This is a genomic window from Corallococcus exercitus, from assembly GCF_003611585.1.
In the GTDB taxonomy this organism is placed as follows: domain Bacteria; phylum Myxococcota; class Myxococcia; order Myxococcales; family Myxococcaceae; genus Corallococcus; species Corallococcus exercitus.
On record NZ_RAVW01000141.1, the window covers coordinates 1 to 21,421 of the forward strand.

The 21,421-nt window shown below is 69.7% G+C and carries 18 protein-coding genes; 5 read left to right on the top strand and 13 right to left on the bottom strand.

Going from position 1 to position 21,421, the window contains the following annotated elements; translation table 11 throughout:
• Positions 1-36 precede the first annotated feature (36 nt).
• Complete coding sequence (locus tag D7W79_RS18830; protein WP_120526766.1) at positions 37-717, bottom strand: NUDIX hydrolase; 681 nt, start codon at positions 715-717, stop codon at positions 37-39.
• A 188-nt stretch (positions 718-905) separates the two neighbouring features.
• On the opposite strand from D7W79_RS18830, the gene D7W79_RS18835 reads away from it, so the two are divergent.
• The 3 genes from D7W79_RS18835 (at position 906) to D7W79_RS18845 (ending at position 6,857) form a co-directional block, all read left to right on the top strand.
• Complete coding sequence (locus D7W79_RS18835) at positions 906-3,245, top strand: bifunctional metallophosphatase/5'-nucleotidase (protein ID WP_276375367.1); 2,340 nt, start codon at positions 906-908, stop codon at positions 3,243-3,245.
• The gene (locus D7W79_RS18840; RefSeq protein ID WP_120526768.1) at positions 3,245-5,227 is read left to right on the top strand and encodes a single stranded DNA-binding domain-containing protein; all 1,983 of its coding nucleotides are present in this window, start codon (positions 3,245-3,247) and stop codon (positions 5,225-5,227) included. The genes D7W79_RS18835 and D7W79_RS18840 overlap by 1 nt, the downstream gene beginning before the upstream one ends.
• Positions 5,228-5,324: 97 nt before the next feature.
• Positions 5,325-6,857, top strand: coding sequence for a hypothetical protein (locus tag D7W79_RS18845; RefSeq protein ID WP_171433212.1), 1,533 nt, complete (start codon positions 5,325-5,327; stop codon positions 6,855-6,857).
• Between the two features lie 67 nt (positions 6,858-6,924).
• On the opposite strand, the gene D7W79_RS18850 is transcribed toward D7W79_RS18845, so the two are convergent.
• The 7 genes from D7W79_RS18850 to D7W79_RS18880 all read right to left on the bottom strand — a co-directional run bounded on the left by D7W79_RS18850 (position 6,925) and on the right by D7W79_RS18880 (position 14,877).
• Positions 6,925-8,763, bottom strand: a complete 1,839-nt coding sequence (locus D7W79_RS18850; protein ID WP_120526770.1) for a GspE/PulE family protein — start codon at positions 8,761-8,763, stop codon at positions 6,925-6,927.
• Positions 8,760-10,526, bottom strand: a complete 1,767-nt coding sequence (locus D7W79_RS18855) for an MYXO-CTERM sorting domain-containing protein (RefSeq protein ID WP_120526771.1) — start codon at positions 10,524-10,526, stop codon at positions 8,760-8,762. The genes D7W79_RS18850 and D7W79_RS18855 overlap by 4 nt, the downstream gene beginning before the upstream one ends.
• Positions 10,527-10,597: 71 nt before the next feature.
• On the bottom strand, positions 10,598-11,359 hold the full coding sequence (locus tag D7W79_RS18860) for a uroporphyrinogen-III synthase (protein ID WP_120526783.1): 762 nt from the start codon (positions 11,357-11,359) through the stop codon (positions 10,598-10,600).
• Between the two features lie 10 nt (positions 11,360-11,369).
• On the bottom strand, positions 11,370-12,311 hold the full coding sequence (gene hemC, locus D7W79_RS18865; protein ID WP_120526772.1) for a hydroxymethylbilane synthase: 942 nt from the start codon (positions 12,309-12,311) through the stop codon (positions 11,370-11,372).
• Positions 12,308-13,651, bottom strand: a complete 1,344-nt coding sequence (gene hemA / locus D7W79_RS18870; protein WP_120526773.1) for a glutamyl-tRNA reductase — start codon at positions 13,649-13,651, stop codon at positions 12,308-12,310. The genes hemC and hemA overlap by 4 nt, the downstream gene beginning before the upstream one ends.
• Positions 13,652-13,653: 2 nt before the next feature.
• Positions 13,654-14,466 carry a cytochrome C assembly family protein gene (locus tag D7W79_RS18875; protein ID WP_120526774.1) on the bottom strand — a complete coding sequence of 271 codons (813 nt, stop codon included), beginning with the start codon at positions 14,464-14,466 and terminating at the stop codon, positions 13,654-13,656.
• Positions 14,467-14,511: 45 nt separating this feature from the next.
• Positions 14,512-14,877, bottom strand: a complete 366-nt coding sequence (locus D7W79_RS18880) for a hypothetical protein (RefSeq protein ID WP_244221842.1) — start codon at positions 14,875-14,877, stop codon at positions 14,512-14,514.
• 177 nt (positions 14,878-15,054) lie between these two features.
• Between D7W79_RS18880 and trxA the strand changes: the two genes are divergently transcribed.
• Both trxA and D7W79_RS18890 read left to right on the top strand, forming a co-directional pair.
• Positions 15,055-15,381, top strand: a complete 327-nt coding sequence (gene trxA / locus D7W79_RS18885; protein WP_120526776.1) for a thioredoxin — start codon at positions 15,055-15,057, stop codon at positions 15,379-15,381.
• Positions 15,382-15,818: 437 nt separating this feature from the next.
• Complete coding sequence (locus D7W79_RS18890; protein ID WP_120526777.1) at positions 15,819-16,160, top strand: hypothetical protein; 342 nt, start codon at positions 15,819-15,821, stop codon at positions 16,158-16,160.
• 18 nt (positions 16,161-16,178) lie between these two features.
• Here the strand turns inward: D7W79_RS18890 and D7W79_RS18895 are convergent, their stop codons facing one another.
• Genes D7W79_RS18895 through mreC form a run of 5 tightly spaced genes read right to left on the bottom strand, consistent with a single transcriptional unit; the run spans position 16,179 to position 21,395 of the window.
• Positions 16,179-16,820: a PilZ domain-containing protein gene (locus D7W79_RS18895; RefSeq protein ID WP_439099212.1), complete on the bottom strand. Its 642-nt coding sequence runs from the start codon at positions 16,818-16,820 to the stop codon at positions 16,179-16,181.
• A gap of 22 nt (positions 16,821-16,842) precedes the next feature.
• Positions 16,843-17,970, bottom strand: a complete 1,128-nt coding sequence (rodA, locus tag D7W79_RS18900; RefSeq protein WP_171433227.1) for a rod shape-determining protein RodA — start codon at positions 17,968-17,970, stop codon at positions 16,843-16,845.
• Between the two features lie 7 nt (positions 17,971-17,977).
• On the bottom strand, positions 17,978-20,038 hold the full coding sequence (gene mrdA, locus D7W79_RS18905; protein WP_120526780.1) for a penicillin-binding protein 2: 2,061 nt from the start codon (positions 20,036-20,038) through the stop codon (positions 17,978-17,980).
• A complete protein-coding gene (locus tag D7W79_RS18910) occupies positions 20,035-20,535 on the bottom strand; it encodes a hypothetical protein (protein ID WP_120526781.1) in 501 nt (166 codons plus the stop codon). Before D7W79_RS18910 ends, mrdA begins: the two co-directional genes overlap by 4 nt.
• Positions 20,532-21,395 carry a rod shape-determining protein MreC gene (mreC, locus tag D7W79_RS18915; RefSeq protein ID WP_120526782.1) on the bottom strand — a complete coding sequence of 288 codons (864 nt, stop codon included), beginning with the start codon at positions 21,393-21,395 and terminating at the stop codon, positions 20,532-20,534. The genes D7W79_RS18910 and mreC overlap by 4 nt, the downstream gene beginning before the upstream one ends.
• Between the last annotated feature and the right edge of the window lie 26 nt (positions 21,396-21,421).

A 21,421-nucleotide genomic window follows, 5' to 3' on the forward strand; every position in this document is an offset into this window, starting at 1 on the left:
ACCCCGTCCCTTCTCACCCCGGAAACAGCAAGCCGCTCAAGCGAGCCGGGCGAGCAGCCGCGTGAGGGACACCTCCGTCTTCGCGTCCGCGATGTCCCCGCGCCGGCACGCGTCCAGCACCGCGGAGAGCGGCCGCCACTGCAGGTGGATGCCCTCCTCCAGGGGAGAGCCGTCCCCCTCCACCTCGCCCGGCTCCACGCCGGTGACGTCCACCGCGGCCGGGAAGACCTTCTCCGACAGGATGCCCGGTGCGAGGAAGAACGCGCCGCCCAACAGCTGGATGTCCTCCGGCCGCACCGTGTAGCCCGCCTCCTCCTTCACCTCCTCCGCCGCGCGGCGGCGAAGGCCCTCCTCGCCCTTGTCGGACGGCTCCAGCAGGCCCGCGACGATCTCCTCCACGCGCAGATAGCTCACCGTGTCAGGCACCGTCATGGACGCGGTCTGCTCGCGGCGGAAGTACGCCGCGGGGCGCAGGTTCATCCGCGTCAGGACTTCCACGTTTCCATCCGACGCACGGCGGTAGATGAGCACCGACACCGCATCCAACCGGGGACGGTCCACCACATCCACCCGGTACACGGAAGAGGAGGAACCGTCCGCGCGCCGGTTGCGGCAGCGCAGCCGGCGCACCCGGAGGAAGCCCTCGTCACAACGCGCCGTGGCGGAGAAATCCTCGATGATCTCGATGTCAGTCACATTGGAACTGCTGGGACGCATGTCTGCCTGCTCTCCTGGTACCCTGGTAGGTGGAGGTGCCACGGGTGGCGTTGCTTGCCCGTGCACCTTTGATCCCGTAGGTTGCGCCGTCCTCAAGTCGTCACTCCCTACGAATCACGGATCCGTCACGAATGTGTCGCGCACTGCTCGGCCTCTTCTGCGCCTGTGCCCTGGCTCTCGCCTCGTGCATGCCTGTGCTGGAAGGCCAGGACTACCACCTCGAGGGTCAGGAGGTGCGGCTTACCCTCCTTCATACCTCTGACATCCACTCGCGCCTCATCCCCTACGACTTCACACCGCTGAAGACGGACCAGGACCTGGAGCTCATCCCGGAGGCCGGTCCCTTCGGCGGCGCCACGCGCATCGCGTCCATCCTCAAGCGCGAGCGCAAGAAGGGCGACCGCATCCTGCACCTGGACTCAGGTGACTGCTTCCAGGGCGCGCCCATCTTCAACGTGAACACGGGCGAGGCGGAGTTCCGCTTCCTCTCCGAGCAGCACCTGGACGCCGCCGTGGTGGGCAACCACGAGTTCGACGCCGGCGCGCTCAACTTCACCCAGAAGGCGCGCAACTTCGCCAACTTCCCGCTCCTGGCCGCCAACTACTTCTGGGACGACCCGAAGACGACGGGCACCAACGGCACCGCCATGGTGACCAACCCCTACACCATCAAGGTGATCAAGGGCCTGCGGGTGGGCGTCATCGGCATGGCGAACATCTCCTCGCTCAACTCCATCGTGGAGGGTGGCAACAGCCTGCAGGTCACCCCGCTGGAGCAGAACGAGGCCGCGCGCTCCTACGTGGAGCTGCTGCGCCCGGTGACGGACCTCATTGTCATCGTCAGCCACCTGGGCCTCACCGAGGACCAGGATCTCATCCAGGGCTACGAGGCCTACTATGAGTACGGCCGCGCGAAGCCCTTCATCGAGCGCGCCCACGACCAGTGGAAGGTGCTGGAGTGGTTCGGGCCGGAAGGCAACGACAAGTCGGTGGTGCGCGTGCACATCGCGGGCGTCAGCGGCATGGACGTGGTGCTGGGCGGCCACCTGCACGTGGTGCTCAACCCGCCGCAGCTCGTGACGGACCCCGCCGGCCGCAAGGTCGTGCTGTCGCACTCGGGCGCGTTCGCCAAGTACGTGGGCCGGCTGGAGCTGGTCGTGAAGATGCCGGCGCGCCTGGGTGAAGGCGAGGGCGCCGAGGTCATCAGCCAGGACTACCACGCGTTCCCGGTGGACGCCCTCTGGTGCAACGAGGCGATGCGCAAGTACCGCTTCGACGACAACATCTTCTGGGATCCGGGCAAGTTCATCCAGGCGCCGGGCGTGCGCGAGGCCATCGCGGAGTGCGGCCGTCAGGAGGACGCGGAGACGACGGACATGCTCATCCCGTACCTGCTGGGCATGGACGTGAAGCTGCAGCTCACCTCCATCTTCTCCTACGCCCCCACCGACGTGCAGCGGCGCAACAACTCCAACGGCGGTGACTCGCCCCTGGGCAACATCGCCGCGGACTCCATGCGCAAGCGCAACCGCGTGGAGGCGGAGATGGCGCTCACCAACTCCCTGGGCATCCGCGACAACCTCTACGCGGGCGTCGTCACGCAGGAGGCGATGTTCAACGTGTTCCCGTTCGAGAACACCATCAACATCATGTACCTGTCCGGCGTGGAGATGCAGGAGATGTTCGACTTCGTCACCGAGCGCTCCGCGGAGCGCGGGTGCGTGAGCCAGGCGCAGATCTCCGGCGCCCGCTTCACCATGGACTGCGCCCAGGTGCAGCTCAACGACCTGCGCATCGCGTGCACCCCGGCGACGGTGGCCAAGGACTGCCCCCAGGCGGACCGCGAGGGCCACGCGCCGTGGACGTGCCTGGAGGACACCAGCGGTTCGCGCTGCTGGGCGCACCCGGGCATCGACATCCAGATCAACGGCAAGCCGCTGGACACCAACGGCACGTACAAGGTCGCGGTGAACGACTACATCGCCAAGGGCGGCTCCGGCTTCGCGGTGCTCAAGCGCAACACCACGCGCATCGAGACGGGCATCAGCCTGCGCGACTCGCTCATCGGCTACATGCAGGGCTTCTGCAGCTGCAAGGACCTGCTCGAGGGCAAGGAGACGTCCAGCAACGGCACGCGCTGCGGCTCGCTCGTCAACGGCCAGTGGACGGTGGATGAGAAGACGCTGAACTCCTGCAAGGTGTCCAAGACCTTCGAGGACGCGCTGAACAACAAGGTGGGCAGCTGCTCCTGCCTGGACCTGCTCAAGGTGCCCGCGGACGCCGCGGAGCAGCAGAAGGCCATGGCCAAGTGCGGCCTGCCGGACATGACGAAGGACGCGGCGCTGGCGCAGTGCGCGCTGCCGCAGGGGCCCTACACCGGCCGCTGCACCTGCCGCGACCTGCTGGTGGGCGGCAACCCCACCTGCGGCACCGTGACGAACCAGCTGCGGTCGTTCTGTGAGAAGCCCACAGCCATGCCCATCGCGAGCGCCATCGAGGATGGCCGCATCGGGCGGAGGGTGAAGTAATGAAGCGACTCTTCCTGCTGTCCACGCTGGCCCTCGCGGCCGGCTGCTACACGAAGGAGTCCGAGACGCCCACCGGGCTCAGCTCGTTCCGCGTGGAGGTGACCGGCATCACCACCGGGGACTCACCCGGCGCGCTGCTGCCGGTGGTGAACGCGTGCGCCGCGAAGTACGGCAACGACCAGGCGGCGGTGCCGCCCGCGGTGCGCGGCACGACGGACTGCCCCTACACCCTGCCCCGCTCGGACGTGGACATCACGTTGTCCATCACCGCGCTGGACGGCAGCGGCGGGGAGATGACGTCCTTCAACGGGCCGGTGTCCTTCCGGGTCATCCCGGGCGACCTCACCGGTGACTACGGCAAGCGCTGGACGCAGCTGACCAACGGCAAGGGCACCGGCAGCGTGCGCGTGGCCCACCTCTACGGCGAGACGCACGTCTGGGTGCAGGACCAGGACCTGGAGCTGGACTACGCGGACGGCGGCGTCGTGGGCGACCTGTCCCAGCTGCCCCAGGAGCCCGCGGTCCGCACGTACGCGACGGGCCTGTCCTCGGGCATCCGGTTCGAGGAGCCCGCGCTGGCCACCATCAACATGCCGGAAGGCGGCTCGGAGACGAGCGTCTACATCAAGCAGTTCATGCGCGTGGGCCGCAACCCGGAGGCCGGCGAGCCGCTGACGCAGAATTGCGACCCGTCCGACCCCAACAACGGCAAGCAGATGATGCTGCTGGTGACGGGCACGGACTCCAGCGGCTTCTACGTCACGGACATGACGGCCTGCCGCGTGCTGGAGAAGAGCGTCCCCGGCGCGAACATCCAGACCGCGGAGCCGGACGGCTACAACCCCGGCCGCTTCAACAGCATCTACATCTACAACTACTCCTTCCCGGAAGGGCTGGACTCCGGCGACCTGCTCTGGACGCTGTCCGGCACGGTGGCCGAGTTCACCAACACCACGCAGATGAGCTTCCCCGCGTGGACGCTGCGCGAGAACGTGCGCCTGCTGCCCCAGAGCGAGTGGAACAAGTACCTGGACCAGGTGCCGCCGGTGGAGGTGAACGGCCGGCTGTGCGGCTACAGCAACTCGCCGTACCTGGACGACATCCTGTGTGGCTACAGCTACAAGAACTACAAGATGGAGAGCCTGGAGTCGTCGCTGGTGAAGCTGCGCCGGGTGAAGTTCCCCAAGGTCTTCCGCAACTGCGACGCCAACGGCAACAACGACATGCCCATGTTCTGCCCGGTGGGCCCCAGCGCGACGCGCAGCTGGCAGAACTGCTTCGCGGAGCCGCCGGATGATCCGGACCTGCCGGAGCGCCAGTGCGTCATCGACTGCACGCTGGGCATCGGCGAGTACGCCGGCACCATCTGCGCGGAGAAGACGACGTACACGAACTTCGGCCAGTTCGTGGTGGAGATGAACGCCACGGGCCCCGCCTCCGCGGGCATGGACGAGTCCGTCCCCGGCCGCATCATGAGCGTCACGGCGGGCACCACGTCCGTGCGCCCGTCGAAGTCGCTGCCCCAGGGCTACCGGCTGAACATCCTCTGCAACCAGCCGGTGCGCGCGCGCTTCGGCGACGACACCGTCACGGTGGACCAGACGGGCACGCTCATCCCCGCGAACACCCGCTACGAGTACACCCTGAAGGGCTCCGAGGTGACGGTCGCGCTGGTGCGCGACGCCGCCGCCACGGCCAACGCCAGCTGCAAGGTCGCGCCGGACACGCGCTCGCGCATCAGCCTGCAGATCAAGGACGCGGTGCCGGACCTGAACCCGGACTGCAGCGAGAACGACCCTGACGCGGCGAAGGCGCTCCAGTGCCGTCAGCTGCGCGCGGCCACCTTCGACGTCGTGGGCCACCTGAAGCACGTGGGTCCCGCGCGTCCGCGCTGGAACGTCCTGCCGAGAGACCAGGACGACCTGTGCTGCTACCCCGGGCCCGGGATGGAGTGCCCGAAGCCCATCAAGCCGTGCCCGTAGTCGCCATTCACCTTTGAGCAGTCGCATTGAGCGCACCCGGCGGTAAGCCGGGGCGCTGGGAGGAGCGGTCTCCCCCGGACCGCTTCCTGGAGGGACATTGAAAACGTTGCAGACGCTGGCCCTGGCGGGCCTGACTACCCTTTCCGCGCCCGCTTGGGCCGGGGACTTCGTGGACACACGTTTGTCGTTCGTCTTCGCGGACGACAACGTGCTGGCGGGCGCGGGAGAGACGACTCCCAACAGCCCCAACGCGCGCTTTGGCGCGGGCAACCAGAACACGCAGTTCTACGACAACTTCAACACCAAGTTCTCCGGCTTCGAGTCGCTGTCGAACGTCGTGCTCTACAAGCGCATGCCGGCGTTCTTCGAGGGCCTCACCACGGAGGCGGCCCTCACGCTGCTGGTGCTCGAGCGTCCGTCCGGTGGTGTCGACATCCTCGACAACTCCAGCTACGTGCGCCTGAACTACCAGCCGCCCGGCTGGGGTGAGAAGGAAGGCCTTTCGCTCACCGGCTTCCCGGTGTCCGCGGACCGCTTCCGTCTGGGCTACGCGTACCGCATCTCCTGGGGCGGCAGCCCCATCTTCACCAACCGCGCCGGCGCGGCCGGTGTGCCGGGCGCCAAGCTGCAGCTGACGCGCGACCGCTGGTACGCGTACCTGGGCGGCAAGACGGCGCTGGTGCTCAACGACCTCATCCTGGAGCAGGAGACGCTCTACGGCGTGATGGCCGGCGCGGGCTGGGACATCCTGGAGACGCTGCGCGTGGAAGCGGGCGGCGGCTACTTCCAGAAGGGCATCGTCCCGGGCCTGGCGAACCAGTCCATCGAGGCGGGCGTCAACGCGGCCGGTGTGTCCGGCCAGGTCGTCTACCACGTGGGCGTGCCGGTGGGCACGAGCGTGGACTTCCGGCTCTACAAGAACGACCCGGAAATCTACCAGCGCTTCTTCGCGCCGGAGCAGTACCCGGGCGGCCTGTCGTACTCCCTCTCCCTGGAGGGCAGCTACCTCACGCAGACCCTGCAGGACCCGGACAAGTTCGGCGCCACCAAGCCCCAGGGCGCCGTGGCGCTCGCCTTCCAGGGCCGCGCGAAGCTCAACCGGTTCCGCTTCAACGCGCTGGCGCTGGTGCGCAGCCTGTCCTTCATCCAGTTCGACGTGCCGGGTTTCCCCCCGTTCCAGGACTTCCCCACGGGCACGGTCCTGAAGCCGGAAGTCTTCGGCGCGCTGGGCGTGGACTACAACATCGCGAGCCTGCACCTGACGCCGGGCTTCATCTTCGGCGCGCAGCAGCCGGCCTCCTTCCGAAGCCCGGTGCCGCTCGTGGGTGGCAGCAACCCGCCCCCCGCCCTCACCGGGACGCGCACGGTGGTGGTGCGTGACGCCAACCAGCTGAGCATCCTGCCCAGCACCTGCGGCGGCTCCGGTGCCTGCGAGGCGGAGCTCATCTGGTCCGCCAAGGCCACCTTCCGGTGGGACCTGTCGGAGACGGTCGCGGCCGTCGGCGAGGTCTACTACACGTACGACACCAACCGGACCACGTTCGAGGACGACGTGACGGGCATCGCGCAGCCGAACTTCGAGAAGCCGCACGCGCTGGGCTTCAACACGCTGCTGCAGGCGCGCTTCTAGGCCGCCCTGCCCTTCTGGCTGTCACCCGCGGGGCCCGCCGTTTCCACACGGCGGGCCCTTCGTGTTTTCAGAAGGCGGACGTCATCCGCACCACCTCGTCGAAGGCGGTGAGGCCCTGCGCCAGCTTGCGCACGGCGGCCTCGCGCAGCGTGCGCATGCCGCTCTTGCGCGCGGCCTGCACCAACTGCTCGTAGGGCGCCTCGCGGGCGATGAGCTCGCGCACCTCACGGGTGGTGGAGACGATTTCGAAGACGCCGGTGCGGCCGGAGAAGCCGGTGCCCCGGCAGCGCACGCACCCCGCCCCCTTGGACAGCTTCACACCGCCGGGCAACAGCGGCAGGGGGGCCTGGAGGGCCAGCAGCTCGTCCGGCGTGAGCACCGCTTCTTCCGCGCAGTGCACGCAGACGCGGCGCAGGAGGCGCTGGGCCATGACGCCCAGGAGGCTCTGCGCCAGGAGGAAGGCCGGCACGCCCAGGTCCTTCATGCGCGCCACCGCGCCCAGCGCGTCGTTGGTGTGCAGCGTGGAGAGCACCAGGTGGCCGGTGAGCGCGGCCTGGAGCGCGTTCTCCGCCGTCTCCGCGTCCCGGATTTCACCCACCATGATGACGTCCGGGTCCTGGCGCAGGATGTGGCGCAGCGCCCCCGCGAAATCCAGGCCCACCTTGGGCTGCACCTGCACCTGGTTGAAGGTGTCCCAGACCATTTCGATGGGGTCTTCAATCGTGGTGACGTTGACGTCCGGCCCCGCCACCGCCTTGAGCGCGGAGTAGAGCGTCGTCGTCTTGCCGCTGCCCGTGGGGCCCGTCACCAGGATGAGGCCGTGGGGTTGATCGATCCACGACTCGAAGTGGCCCTTCTCGTCCGGTTCGAACCCCAGCTGGGCGATGTCCTGCACCAGCGTCTCCGGGTCGAAGATGCGGATGACGACCTTCTCGCCGAAGGCGGTGGGCAGCGTGGAGACGCGAAGCTCCACCTCGCGGCCGTCGCGCTCCGTCTTGATGCGGCCGTCCTGGGGGCGGCGCTTCTCGGAGATGTCGATGCGCGCCAGCATCTTCACGCGCGACACGATGGGCGGGTGCACCTGCGCGGGCAGCGAGTACACCGGGTGCAGCACGCCGTCGATGCGCAGGCGCACCACGGCGGTGGCCCGCTTGGGTTCGATGTGGATGTCCGACGCGCGGTTGTCGAAGGCGTAGCGCAGGAGGTAGTCCACCGCCTGCACCACCGGCCGGTCCGACGCCTCCAGCTCCTGCGTGCCGCTGAGCGACACCAGCTGCTCGAAGTTGGCGATCTGCGATTGCGAGTCGCTGAAGTCGTCCGCGGCCTTCGCCAGCGTCTTCTTGAAGCCGTAGATGTCCGCGATGGAGCGCAGGATGTCCGTCTTCGCGGACAGCACGGGCTCCACCGGCTCGCCGGTGAGGCGGTGGAAGGACTCGAAGAGCTCGCGGTCGAAGGGGTTGGCCACCGCCACGCGCAGCCGCCCCTGTTCGGTGCGCTCCAGGGGCAGCAGCACGTGCTTCTGCGCGTAGGGCCGGGACACCGTGCGGGTGGCCAGCGCCATGTCCATCTTCAGCGGATCCAGCTTGCGGTAGGCCAGCCCGGAGGCGCGCGCGGCGGCCTCCGTGACGCGGTCCTCGTCCAGCACGCCCCGCCCTCCCGGCGCGGGAATCTGGAAGGCCGCCACCACCTCCACGGGCGACACGTCATAGCGGGCGGCGTCCTTTCCCGTTCCGCCCTGCGTCTTGATGACGCGAGCGCGCGCGGCGGGCTCTCGCGCCAGCACCTCCTGCGCCTGCTGGGGGGTCAGCAGGCGCTGGGCCACCAGGGCTTCCAGCAGGAAGCCCAGGGTGAAGTCCGTGGCGCTGCGCGAGGGGCCGCTGCTTCCGGGGGGAGCCGCCTGGGTCAACCGTTCCTCCTTCTGCGGGTGGCCAGGAGCAACACGCCCAGGCCCACCAGGAATGCCGCGGACGTGGGGGCGCTCTGGCAGCCGCAGCCGCCGGGATCGTTCGTCGAGCCTCCCGTGCCGCCGTCCACCGGCGGGGGCGGCGGCGTGCCGCCATCGCCGCACAGGGCGCAGGTGCCGCCGTCCGTCTGCGCGTAGGGGTCCTCGCACTTGCCGCCATTGCCGCAGAACAGGCCATTGGGGCAGTCCTGGTTGGTGCGGCAGGGGGCGATGCAAGCGGTCCCTTCCGCGAACGGCACGCACTGGAGCGGCGAGGAGCAGGTGCCCGCGCCGCAGTCGCGGAAGCAGAAGCGGTCATCGCCGGTGCCCGCCGGGCGGCAGGTGTTGCCGGGGCTGCACGTGCAGGTGGACACCGAGCACGGCTCCGCGCACACGCCCTGCGGGTTGCCGTTGAGCTTCAGGCACTGCTGGTTGGTGCCGCACTCCGAATCCTGGAGGCACGGGTCGCCGACGTTGCGCGTGCCCGTCTTCTGGGCCACGCAGGCGTGGTCGCACGAGCGGCAGGCGTAGTTGCCGCCGCAGTCGCTGCTGGTGGCGCAGTCGGCGACGCACACGTCGCCCCCGTTCTCCGGCAGCGTGGTGCAGGTATAGCCCTCGCGACAGTCGCCCTTGCCCGGGCGGCAGTCCTTCAGACAGCGCTTGCCCACGGAGCCCACCGTCGCGCAGGTGGAGCCGGTGGGGCAGTCCGCGTTGGCGATGCAGGACTCCGTGCAGTAGCCCTTCGTCCACGCCGGGAAGGCGGTGGTCTTGTCCGCGTCCGTGAGGCAGCGCGAATCCGGCGCACCGCACGTGGTGGCGTCAGCGCAGGGGTTGCCCACCTTGGTGCCGGTGCCGAAGGGCTCCGGCAGACACGCGGACTGCGCGCCGGGGACCAGGGTGGACGCGATGCACTGGTAGGGCGCGGGGCAGAAGCCCGGCGTGCCGGTGGGGCAGGCCTTGGAGCAGATCTTCTGCGTGGCGCCGCTGGTGGTGGACCGGGTGGTGACGCAGGTGAGCCCCGCGCCGCACGCGGTGGTGTCACACGGCGAGCCCACCGCGCCCGTCTGCGGGTAGTGCTTGCAGAGCGCGCCCTTGTCATAGGACGTCAGGGTGCGCCGCTGCTGGCCGGGGTCCAGCGAGAAGTACATCACCGCGTCCGTGTAGAAGAACGTGCTGCCCAGGCCCAGGCAGTGGCCCACCTCGCGCGTCACCGCCGTCTGGATGTCGATGAAGCCCGCGGGCGTGGGGGAGAGCGTCGTGAACTTGTAGCTCACGGCGTTGAGGAAGATGTCGCACTGGTAGACGTAGCCGCTGTGGCGCAGCGGCACCGCGGCCGCCACGCTGTCGCCGGCGTTGAGCACGTCCTTGAACTCGGTGCTGTTCGGGTCCGTGACCCAGATGGCGGCGACGCTGAAGCCGTCCAGCCGGTCGTTCACGTCCGGGATGGGGACGATGGTGGACTTGCCCTTGTACGAGAAGGCCGGCCACGCGCAGTCCACGTCCTGCCAGGCCTGGAAGGCCTTCTTCACCGCGTCTTCCACCAGGGTCAGGTCATTGCCCGCCGGCTGGTTGTTGCGCGCGTCCAGGTAGTACGGGAACGGGTCCTGGCTGTTGTTGAGCACCCAGTGATCCAGGAACTGGTAGTCCTCCTGCGTCTGGGCATGCGCTGTCGCGGCCAGCGCCAGCAGTCCAAGGAGGAAGACACTCCGCTGCGACCCACGAATCATCACCCGCACCTCGTCACGTCACGTCCGCACGGGGCGCCTGCCTGGCGCCCGGACGTCACCGGGCGGACAGTCTACCCGTGAACCGCGCGGACGGTGGCATCCACCAGCGCTTCGGGCGTGGGGCGCTCGGCGACGGCGGCCACGGGGATGCCCAGCTGCGTCAGCGCCGTCGCCGTGGTGGGGCCGATGGCGACCACCTTCGCGGACGACAGCGGCTCACGGCCCACGCCCTCCACGAAGGCCTCCGCGGTGCGCGGCGAGGCGAAGAGGACCACCTGGGGCGGGGCCTCGGACAGCTGCGCCAGGGCCTCCGGTTCGACGGCGGCGGCGGCGCTGCGGTAGGCCGTCACGCGCGTGACGCGCACGCCCAGGTCGCGCAGGCCGTCCTCCAGCTCGCGCCGTCCCTCCTCCGCCGCCGGCAGGAGCACGTCGTCGTCCGGCCCCAGCACGTCGCGCAGCGCGGTGAAGAGCGCCGCGCCGGTGCCCTCGTGGGGTTCGGCCTCCACCTTCAGGCCATAGCCCTCCACGGCCCGGGCGGTGCGCGGCCCCACGGCGGCCAGCTTCACGCGGGACAGCCTGTCCAACGTGCCCGCGAGCCGCAGGGCCTCCACGAAGGACTCCACGGCGGAGGGGCTGGCGAACACCACCCAGTGGTAGCGCTGCACGTGCTCCGCCGCGGACGCGAGCGGACGCGGGTCCTCCGGCGGGTGCAGCTCCAGGAGCGGCAGGCTGAGCACGTCCGCGCCCTCGTCCTCCAGGAGGAAGCACAGCTCCTCGGCCCGCTCACGGGGGCGCGTCACCAAGACTCGGATGCCTTCCAGTCGCCGTTCCACGGCCGGCACTCTAGGCGCGCGGCGCACCTTCGCGGCGGCCGAAATCGCGCAGGATGTCTCCCGCCCCGCGCGACAGCAGCTCCTCCGCGAGCGCTTCCCCCAGCCGCTCCGCTTCCGGTACGGGGCCCTTCACCTCGCCCCGCACCACCAGCGAACCGTCGGGCCGGCCCACCAGGCCGCGCAGGTACACCTGGCCGTCCTCCACCGTGGCGTGGCCGGCCAGCGGCACCGTGCAGCCGCCCTCCAGCTTCGCCAGGAAGGCGCGCTCGGCGCGCACGGCGTCGCGCGTGAGGGCGTCCTCCAGGGGCGCGAGCAGCGCGCGCACGTCCGCGTCCGCCTCGCGGCACTGGATGGCCAGCACGCCCTGCCCCACCGCCGGCAGGCTGTCCGCCACCGGCACCACCTGGGTGATGTGGTGGTCCAGGCCCAGGCGCTTGAGCCCCGCCGCCGCGAGCATGGCGCCCGCGAGCTTCAGGTCGCGCGTCTTCTGCAGCCGCGTCTGCACGTTGCCGCGCAGGGAGACGATCTCCAGGTCCGGACGGCGCGCGCGCAGGATGCAGCTGCGCCGCAGCGACGACGTGCCCACCTTCGCGCCCGCGGGCAGCATCGCCAGCGTGTGCCCATCCGGGCTGCAGAACGCGTCGCGCGGGTCTTCACGCGCCGGCACCGCCGCCAGCATCAGCCCTTCCGGGAACACCGACGTCATGTCCTTGAGGCTGTGCACGGCCACGTCCGCGCGGCCGTCGAGCAGGGCCTGCTCGATCTCCTTCACGAACAGGCCCTTGCCGCCCACCTGGGACAGCGGCGCGGACAGGAAGCGGTCGCCCTCGGTGGTCATCTTCACCAGGGTGACCTCCAGGCCGGGGTTGCGCTGGGTGAGCAGCGAAGCCACGTGATTCGCCTGCCACAGCGCCAGCGGGCTCTCCCGCGTCGCGATGCGAACGGCCTTCATCGCCGGCTCCCGGTGGCCACCACCGTGTTGCGCGCTTCCGTCGTGGACACGGCGTCCCCGTCCGGAGGCGCGATGGCGGCGGCCTCCGCCTCCGTGAGGCCGAACAGCTCCGCCGCGGCGCCCGCCAGCCGGTTGCCTTCACCCTGGGGCCCCACGGCGCGCAGGCGCGCGGTGGGCTCATGCAGCAGCTTGTTCACGATGGCGCGTCCCATGGCCTCGATGCTCTTCTTCTGCTTGTCGGTGAGGCCGTCGCCCAGGCCCATGAGCGTGCGCTCCACCTCCGCGCGGGCAATGGCCTCCGCGCGCTGACGCAGGCGGGCCAGCACGGGCATCCCGTCGCGCAGCGCGCGCTCCCGGGCGAAGCGCGCCACCTCCTGCGCCACCAGCCCGCCCGCCTTGTGCGCCTCTTCCGCGCGCGCGGCGGTGTTGTCCGCGACGAACTTCTGGATGTCGTCCACGTCGTACGCGTGCACCCAGTCCAGCGTGCCCACCGCCGGGTCGATGTCGCGCGGCACCGCCAGGTCCACCATGAACAGCGGCCGTCCCTTGCGCGCCTTGCCCAGCGCGCCCACGTTGTCGCGCGTGAAGATGGGCACCGGCGACGCGGTGCTCGTCACCACCACGTCCGCGGCGGCAAGCAGCGTGAAGAGTTCCTCGAAGGGCCGCGCCACCCCGCCCACCTCCGCCACCAGTCCTTCCGCGCGGGCCAGGGTGCGGTTGGTCACGATGAGCTTCCCGGCGCCCGCGTTCTTCAGGTGCCGCGCCGCCAATTCGCCCATCTCTCCGGCGCCCACCACCAGCACCGTCTTGTCCTTGAGCCCGTCGAACACCTTGCTGGCCAGCTGCACGGCCGCGGACGCCATGGACGTCGCCGCGCGCCCCACCGCCGTCTCCGTGCGCACGCGCTTGGCGCAGCCGAACGCCGCCGCGCACGCGCGCGTCAGCTCCCCGCGCACCGCGCCCGCGCCCTGGCCCCGCTCGAAGGCGTCCTTCACCTGACCCAGGATCTGCGCCTCGCCCAGCACCATGGAGTCCAGGCTGGACGCCACGCGGAACAGGTGGACGAGCGCCGCCTCGCCCTGGTGCTCGTACAGGTGCTCCAGCGCCTCCGCGCCTCCCAGCGAGTGCAGCGTCTCCCGCGCGCGCTCCCGCGCCAGCTCCGCGCTGGGGGCCGCCAGGTACACCTCCACGCGGTTGCACGTGGACACCCAGAGCGCTTCGACAGGCGCCTGTGCCAGGCGCTGCAACACTTCCGTCTGCCGGGCTTCGGGCAATGCCAACCGCTCGCGGACGCCCAGGGGCGCGGTGCGGTGTGACACGCCAATGCAGATGAGTTCCATGGCTACGGCATCCCCGGGCCAGCGGCGGACAGGTCGTAGGACGACAGGAAGGAGACCAGCACCAGGCAGAAGCCGGCCATGGTGAGCAATGCCACCCGCCGGCCTCTCCAGCCAGCGAAGATGCGCGCGTTGACGAGCGCGGCGAAGACGCCCCAGGCGACGAACGTCGCCACGTGCTTGGCTTCGAGCGCCCAGGAGAGGCCGCGCAACGTGGTGGTGAACAGGGCCCCGGTCGCCAGCGTGAGCGACAGGGCGATGAAGCCCCACAGCACGAGCCGCCGGTTGAGCGTGTCCAGGAACTCCAGGGACGGCAGCCGGGAGAAGAGCAGCCCGAAGTGCTTGGTCTTCACCTCTCGCTCCATCAGCAGGTACATGACCCCCACTCCGGCCGCCACGCCGAAGGCCGTCATGCCCAGGAGCGCGATGGTGACATGCACCGGCAGCAGCGGCTGGCGCACGGCGTCCGGCAGCGGCGTGGACCCACCGTGCAGCAGCATGCCGATGAGCAGCACCGCCACCGCCAGCGGCGTGAGGAACGCGCCGATGACGGGCTTGCGGTAGCGCACGTCCAGCGCCAGGAACAGCGCCAGCAGCAGGAAGGCGAAGGTGGACATGCCCTGCGCGGGGCCCACCAACCGGCCCCCCTGAGCCCCCAGCATCTGGATGAGGGCAACGCAATGCATCAGCAGGCCCGTGCCCACCAGCACCCGGCCGGTGACGGCGAGCACCTGGGACTGGCGGACCAGGAAGGCGAGGTAGACGAGCGCGGCCAGGCCGTAGGCGTGGCAGGCAAGCGAGACGAGCGTATGGCTCATGGCGGCAGGCTCATAACCCCGGCCGAGGAGGCATTCACTCCTGCCTCAGCCCATTTTATTGAGAATGAAGGCCGCCAGCAGGTCGGTCTCCGAATTGGGCTTGCGCTCGGGGGAGGGCGAGCCCACCTCCGTCACATAGCCTGGAACGACTTCGTAGGCGGAGTCCCCCACCAGGATGGAGTCGGCCATCTGTTCGGCGCCCAGGCGGCCGAGCTGCTCCTCGGTCTTCACCCGTGACACCAGCTGATGGGTGTCCTCACCCGACACCAGCTGCACGACGTGGACGGCGGGCGTGAGCGGCCAGTCGCTCCCTCCGTCGGCGGAGACCACCAGGCGGCCCTCGCGCAGGTCTGCTTTGTCCGCCAGCGCCCACTCCTCGAGCTGGGCCTGGGACAGGAAGAGCTTCGTCACGTCTTCCAGCCTACACCAGCCTCCCGCCGGAGCGGGCCTGGAAATGGGGTGCAACCCCCGGCGGAATGCGGCATCCGTTCCCACGAGGCGGCCCGGCCTCCCCGCGCCGGAGGATTCCCTCCAGGCACGGGGCCCCGGGATGCGCCCCACCCAAGCAGCGTGACACCAGGAGACGACATGGCTGGCGACGTGATCAACATCGGTGATTCGGACTTCCAGAAGCAGGTCCTGGATGCGCAACAACTCGTGCTCGTGGACTTCTGGGCCACGTGGTGCGCGCCCTGCCGCGCCATCGCGCCCTCCGTGGAGGCGCTGTCCTCCCAGTACAAGGGGCAGGTGACGTTCGCGAAGCTGGACATCGACGCGAACCAGGAGGCGCCCCAGAAGTACGGCGTCCGCTCCATCCCCACCCTGCTGCTCTTCAAGGGCGGCAAGGTCGTGGACCAGATTGTCGGCGCGGTGCCGAAGGCGCGCATTGAAGAGGTCGTGCGGAAGAATCTCTGAGCGCCCGTGTTCCCGGTGACAGGCCCGCCTTGTGGCCGTCCCTCCGTCCCCTCCCACCCATGACGCGCCTGGCCTTCATTGCCAGGGTTCGCGCCCCGGTGAGAGGGGACGCTGCGTCTGGGGCCCTCAACCAGACACCCGGACATAACAGGGCTCCGGATTCGATATGTCTGTAGAAAGACAACTCACCGCAACGGTAAGGGCTTTCACTTACCGGGGGCCGGCCGCCCTCCGACGCAGACGTTTCTCTGTACTTGAGACAAACGCCCGCCCGGCACGACTGGACGATCCTCCCGTCATGTTTTGTTCAACAGACATTGAAATTACATTACGAGTCAAACACGACCCCAACATGTCTTGTTGACAGAGTTCGCCACACCAGACAGAAGTCATGAGTACACGCCTGTCTTGATTGGCGAGTTTCAACAGGAGTTTTCATGGCACGCCTTCGCAAAGAATTGACTACGCAAGCACCGCTGACCCCTGCCCTGACGTCGTGGGCGGAGGCGCTGGGTGATGCGATCGGCCGCGGAATGCTGCGCGCGCTGAACACGGGGATGCCGGGCATGGGCGCTGTCGCGGCGTCGCCGGGCAACGGCGCGGTGATGGCGGGACGCCGCCGCGGCCGTCCCCCGAAGACGGTGGCGGGTGGGCCGGTGCCCATGGACCGCCGCTGCACGGTGAATGGCTGCACCCGCGAGCAGCGCTCCAAGGGCCTGTGTTCCGCGCACTACCAGGCCGAGCGCCGCAGGCAGATCGCCACCGGCAAGCCGGCCTGAGGGCCGCGCACCGGAGGCCTACTCGCCGCGCCAGGGGTCTCCGGGCGTGGTGGCCTTGAGCAGCTCCCAGGCCGCCATCACGTCGATGACCCGCTCCAGCTCATTGGGCAGGGAGCGGGCGCGCGCGGACTTGAGGTAGTCCTCCGTGAAGGCACGCAGGCGCATGCCCAGGAAGAGCCGGGCGAGCGCCACCTCCGTTTGACCTGAGAAGTCCAGGAAGCGCAGGGCGAACCCGCTGCGGCCCTCCTCTTCCGGGCCGCGCTCCTCGCGGACGATCTCCGCGCGGGCCTCCACGGGGGCCGCCCCCTCCTCCAGCGCGAAGCGCGTGCGCACCACCGTGCCCATGGGCAGGAAGAAGGTGCTCGCGAGGAAGGCGCCGCTGACGCTCACGTTGACGGACACCAGGTTGGCGGAGAAGCGCCGCCCGCCCGCGCCGTCATCCACCCAGAGGTCGAAGTGCGTGGCCAGCTGCGCGCGCGGGAAGTGCCGGTGCTCCGGCTCCCCCTGGTTCATCTCGATGCGGGGCGCGCCACCGGGCATGGACGTGGGCACGTTGCGTGAGGCCCCCACCGGCGGAACGAACGGCCGGGGTGTCTCCGTGCCCTCCGGCCCGCGGACCGCCGTGCCGGCCTTCACCGTCGTCGCACCCTTCCTCTGCACCGCCATCGGAAGCCTCCGGCCGTCAGAACATGTGACGGCGCATGCTGATGTTCACCAGCAGCCCGATGCACAACATCACCGACAGCATCGAGGAGCCGCCGTAGCTCATGAGGGGCAGCGTGATGCCCGTCACCGGCAACAGGCCAATGACCATGCCGATGTTTTCGAACACCTGCCAGAAAAGTGTGGCCACCACCCCCACCGCGACGAACGCTCCAAAACGGTCGCGCGCGCTGAAGCCCACGCCCAGCCCGAGAATGAAGATGCCTCCGTAGAGCAGGAGCAACAGGAGACAGGAGAAGAAGCCGTGCTCCTCGGCCCACACGGAGAAGATGAAATCCGTGTGCTGTTCCGGCAGGAAGCGCAGGCCTGTCTGGGTTCCCTCACGCCAGCCCTTGCCGGTGAGCCCGCCGGAGCCCACGGCGATCTTGGACTGGGCGGCGTGGTAGCCGCTGCCGCGCAGGTCCGCCTCCGGGTCCAGCCATCCGGAGATGCGCTGGCTCTGGTGCTTCTTGAGGTAGTGGCGCACGACGGTGGTGCGCGGCTCGGGCATCTCCCGGACGTAGTCGTTCCAGATGATGAGGCCGCCCACCAGCAGGCCCGCCACCAGCGTGGCGCCCAGGTACCAGCGCACCTTGCCGAAGAGGATGACGGTGCCGGAGGACAGGAAGATCATCAGCGCGGTGCCCAGGTCCGGCTGCACCAGCACCAGCGTGAAGGGCACCATCACCACCAGCACCGGCTTCCACAGCCGCACGATGCCGTACGACGGCTGATTGGGCTGGAAGTCGTCGTGGTAGACCTTGGCCAGCATCAGCACGACGCCAATCTTCATGAACTCCGCGGGCTGCAGGCGGAACGGGCCGATGACGAACCAGCTCTCCGCGCCCTTCGCCGTGTGCCCCACCAGCCGCAGCGCCAGCAGCGCCAGGATGTTGAGCACGTAGATGGGGAAGGCCATCCGCTGGATCCAGCGGTAGTCCACCAGGCACACCATCAGCACCGCGCCCAGGCCCACGGCCAGGTAGAGCCCCTGGCTGTGCCACACGGGCGCCATGGGGGGCCGGGCGGCGGACGCCAGGTTCCAGATGCCCAGGAAGCACACGCCCAGCACGCACACGACGAGCCCCCACGGCACGTGGGGCATCATCCGGCGCTCAATCCGCAGTTGCACTGTCGTCTCCGGTTTCCGAGGGCGGCTGGATGGGCTCTCCCGGCAGGTTCTCGCGCGGCGGTGCCACCACCGTGCGGGTGAGGGCCGCTTCATCCAGGCTGGGCGCCGGCGGCAAGGACGGCGTGTAGGGCTGGTTGGCGCGCGGCGGCGGCGACGTGGCGTCCTGCGCCTTCAATTCGAAGTACTTCTTCATCACCGCCAGCGCCGTGGGCGCCGCGTCCACGCCGCCGTGGCCGCCGTGCTCGTTGAGCACCACCACGGCCAGCTCCGGCTTGTCGGCGGGCGCGAAGCCGGCGAACCACGCGTGGTCGCGCTCGAAGTAGCTCATCTGGTGCGTCTTCAGACGCACCGTGCCGATGCGCGCCACCTGCGCGGTGCCCGTCTTCGCCGCCACCAGCATGTCCGCGGGCAGGCCCGACTTCTGCCGGGCACGGTACGCGGTGCCGCCGGGCTCCTGCGCCACCGCCTCCAGGCCCTCCACGATGGCCCTGAGGTGCGCGGGGTTGATGTCCACCTTGGACACCACCTCCGGCTTGAACTCCTCCATCACCTGCCCGTCCAGGTTCTCCAGCCGCTGCACCATCTGCGGCTTGTAGAGCTTCCCGCCGTTGGCCACGGCCGCGTACACCAGCGCCAGCTGCAGGGGCGTCACGTTGTCGTCGCCCTGCCCGATGGCGCTGTTGAGCGCCATGCCCTTGGTGTAGCCGCCGGGAGAGGCTTTGTCGTGGTACGCGCTGGACGGCATGATGCCCGGCACCTCCGCCACCACGCCGATGCCGGTGGGGCGGCCCAGGCCCAGCGACTTGCCCATCTCCGCGATGGGGTCCAGGCCGATGGTGTCCGCCACCTTGTAGAACCACGAGTCGCACGACGCCTTCATGGCGCCCTTGCCGTCCAGGGGCCCGTGGCCGCTGTCCTTGTGGCAGCGCCACACGCGCGCGCCCAGCCGGTAGCCGCCGGAGCAGTTCACCACCGTCTCCGGACGGAACACGCCGGACTTGAAGGCCGCCAGCTGCGTCACGACCTTGAACGTGGAGCCCGGGCTGTAGTGCTCCGCGGCCACGCGGTTGATCATCGGGTGGAGCGGGTCGCGCGCCAGCGTGGCCATCTGGGTCGGCGTCACGCGGCCGGTCAGGAGATTCGGGTCGAAGCCGGGACGGGACACCAGCGCCTTGATGAAGCCGGTGTTCACGTCGATGGCCACCACCGCGCCCGTCACGCCCGGGAACGAGCGCTCCGCCTCTTCCTGCAGGCGCATGTCGATGGAGAGCACCAGGTTGCTGCCCGCCGTGGGCGGGATGACCGCGTTCTCCCCCAGCTTGTCGTTGAGCTCTTCAATCGTCTGGCCGCGCGCGTTCACCACTTCCTTGCGCACGCCGTCCTGCCCGCGCAGCTTGGATTCGAAGTACCGCTCCAGGCCGCGCCGGCCGATGTAGTCGCCCAGCGCGTACTTCGCGCCGTCCCCGTTGAGGCGCTCCAGCTCCTCCTGGGTGATTTCGTTCATGTAGCCCAGCACGTGCGACAGCACCGTGTCCGCGCGGTAGTTGCGGTGCGGAACGGGCACCACCTCCACGCCGTCCAGGATGTCGCGCCGGGCGTTGAGCCGGTCGTATTCATCGCGCGTGAGGTCCACGCGCACCGGCACCGGCTGGAAGGGCGCGTTGCGGCGGCTCATCCGCACCAGGTCTTCAATCTTCTTGCGCTGGTCCGCGTCCCACTGGAGCAGCTCCGCCAGGCGCGGAATCACCTGCTCGAAGCAGTCCGTGCAGAAGGCCGGCGTGACGAAGGCGTCGAAGGAGGGACGGCTGTCCACCAGGATGGTGCCGCGCGCGTCCTTGATGACGCCGCGGTCCGCGCGCAGGCGCACCTCCTTCACGAAGTTCGCCACGCTCTTGGCGGCGTACTCCTCATGACGGATGAGCTGCAGCCGGTACAGCTGGATGGCCAGCGCCACCATGCCCAGCGACATGGCCAGGCCCAGCCACAGGAAGCGGCGCTTCAGGTCCCGGCCCGGCGTGGTGTTGCCAATGGTCGGAGGCGTCAACGGAGCAACCCCGCCGGGCGCTCCTGCGCCACTTCAAACCGCTTGAACAGCGGGAAGAGCAGCAGCGCCGCCACGCCCGTGAGCGCCAGCTGCACCGGCATGCCGGAGAGCAGCGGCGCCGTGTGGCCGTCCTTCACCGTCAGCCAGGTGAAGAACGTGGACAGGAGGCCGTGCCCCAGGTCCGCGCCCATGGCGAACAGCGCGAAGGCCACCGGCCCGCGCACGTCCACGAACGACGCGACCAGCCGGCCCACGAGGAACGTGAACACGGCGAGGAAGGTGAAGAGGCCCGTGGGCTGGCCGCTCATCAGGTCCAGGAGGTAGCCCACCGCGAAGGCGGAGCACGCCCCTTCCGTGAGGCTCGCCCGGAGCGCGAGGAAGGCCACCAGCACCACCGTGACGTCCACGCGGCCCAGCACCAGCCCGGCCTGCTGGACGAACACGGACTCCAGCGTGAGCAGCACCAGCGCCAGGATGATGGTGACAAGGAACTTCATTTCTGCGCGCCTTCCGCCGACGCCCCACCCGAGGCCATCGCGCTGTACGGGCTGCCCACCACGAGCACCTCCTCCAACCGGCTGGTGTCCACCGCGGGCTGGATGTCCGCCCCCTGGAACATGCCGTGCTCCTTCTTCTCCAGCTGCGTCACCCGCCCCACCACCAGCCCCGGCGGATAGATGCCGTCCGTGCCGGAGGTGATGATGAGGTCGCCGTCCTCCACGTCCTCGGTGCGCAGCATGTTCTCCAGCGTCAGGGGGCCATTGCCCGCGCCCGCCGCAGTGCCGCGTGCCCGCGAGCGCTGCACCCGCACCGCCACCCGGCTCTGCGGATCCGTCACCAGCGCCACGTCCGCGTAGCCGCCCGTGGACCGGATGACCTGCCCCACGATGCCGTCCGGCGTCACCACCGACATGCCCCGGAACACCCCGTCCTTCTCCCCGCTGCTGATCCGCACCGACAGGAGCTTCGCCACCGGGTTCACGCCCACGACCCGCGCCGGAATCTCCGGGCCGGGGGCGGCCTCCGCGTACGCCAGCAGCTTGCGCAGCCGGCTGTTCTCCGAGCGGGCCTCGCCCAGGGCCTGCACCGTCGCCCGCAGCTGGAGGTTCTCCAGCCGCAGCGCGTCATTGTCCTGACGCACGCCGCGCAGGTCCAGGTAGTTGCGCACCGCGGCCACGGCGCCGTCGATGCCGGCGGTGAGCCCCTGCTGCACGGGGGCCGTGAGCGCGATGACGCCCCGGTCGAGGAAGTTCGGGTCGCGGCCACGCCGGCCGCCCAGCAGGAAGGCGCCGAGCGGATACAACAGGAGGGCGGCCACGAGGAGGAAGCGGCGGTACCGCTTGAGAAGAGACAGCACGGACGGGGGCTTTCCCGGGGTGGGCG

Excerpts from the sequence above, each read along its gene's own strand:
- hemC (WP_120526772.1), bottom strand. The coding sequence starts at position 12,311 with ATGAAGGCCGTTCGCATCGCGACGCGGGAGAGCCCGCTGGCGCTGTGG.
- D7W79_RS18830 (WP_120526766.1), bottom strand. The coding sequence starts at position 717 with ATGCGTCCCAGCAGTTCCAATGTGACTGACATCGAGATCATCGAGGAT.
- hemA (WP_120526773.1), bottom strand. The coding sequence starts at position 13,651 with ATGGAACTCATCTGCATTGGCGTGTCACACCGCACCGCGCCCCTGGGC.
- D7W79_RS18840 (WP_120526768.1), top strand. The coding sequence starts at position 3,245 with ATGAAGCGACTCTTCCTGCTGTCCACGCTGGCCCTCGCGGCCGGCTGC.
- trxA (WP_120526776.1), top strand. The coding sequence starts at position 15,055 with ATGGCTGGCGACGTGATCAACATCGGTGATTCGGACTTCCAGAAGCAG.
- D7W79_RS18835 (WP_276375367.1), top strand. The coding sequence starts at position 906 with ATGCCTGTGCTGGAAGGCCAGGACTACCACCTCGAGGGTCAGGAGGTG.
- D7W79_RS18910 (WP_120526781.1), bottom strand. The coding sequence starts at position 20,535 with ATGAAGTTCCTTGTCACCATCATCCTGGCGCTGGTGCTGCTCACGCTG.
- rodA (WP_171433227.1), bottom strand. The coding sequence starts at position 17,970 with ATGATGCCCCACGTGCCGTGGGGGCTCGTCGTGTGCGTGCTGGGCGTG.
- D7W79_RS18890 (WP_120526777.1), top strand. The coding sequence starts at position 15,819 with ATGGCACGCCTTCGCAAAGAATTGACTACGCAAGCACCGCTGACCCCT.
- D7W79_RS18855 (WP_120526771.1), bottom strand. The coding sequence starts at position 10,526 with ATGATTCGTGGGTCGCAGCGGAGTGTCTTCCTCCTTGGACTGCTGGCG.
- D7W79_RS18875 (WP_120526774.1), bottom strand. The coding sequence starts at position 14,466 with ATGAGCCATACGCTCGTCTCGCTTGCCTGCCACGCCTACGGCCTGGCC.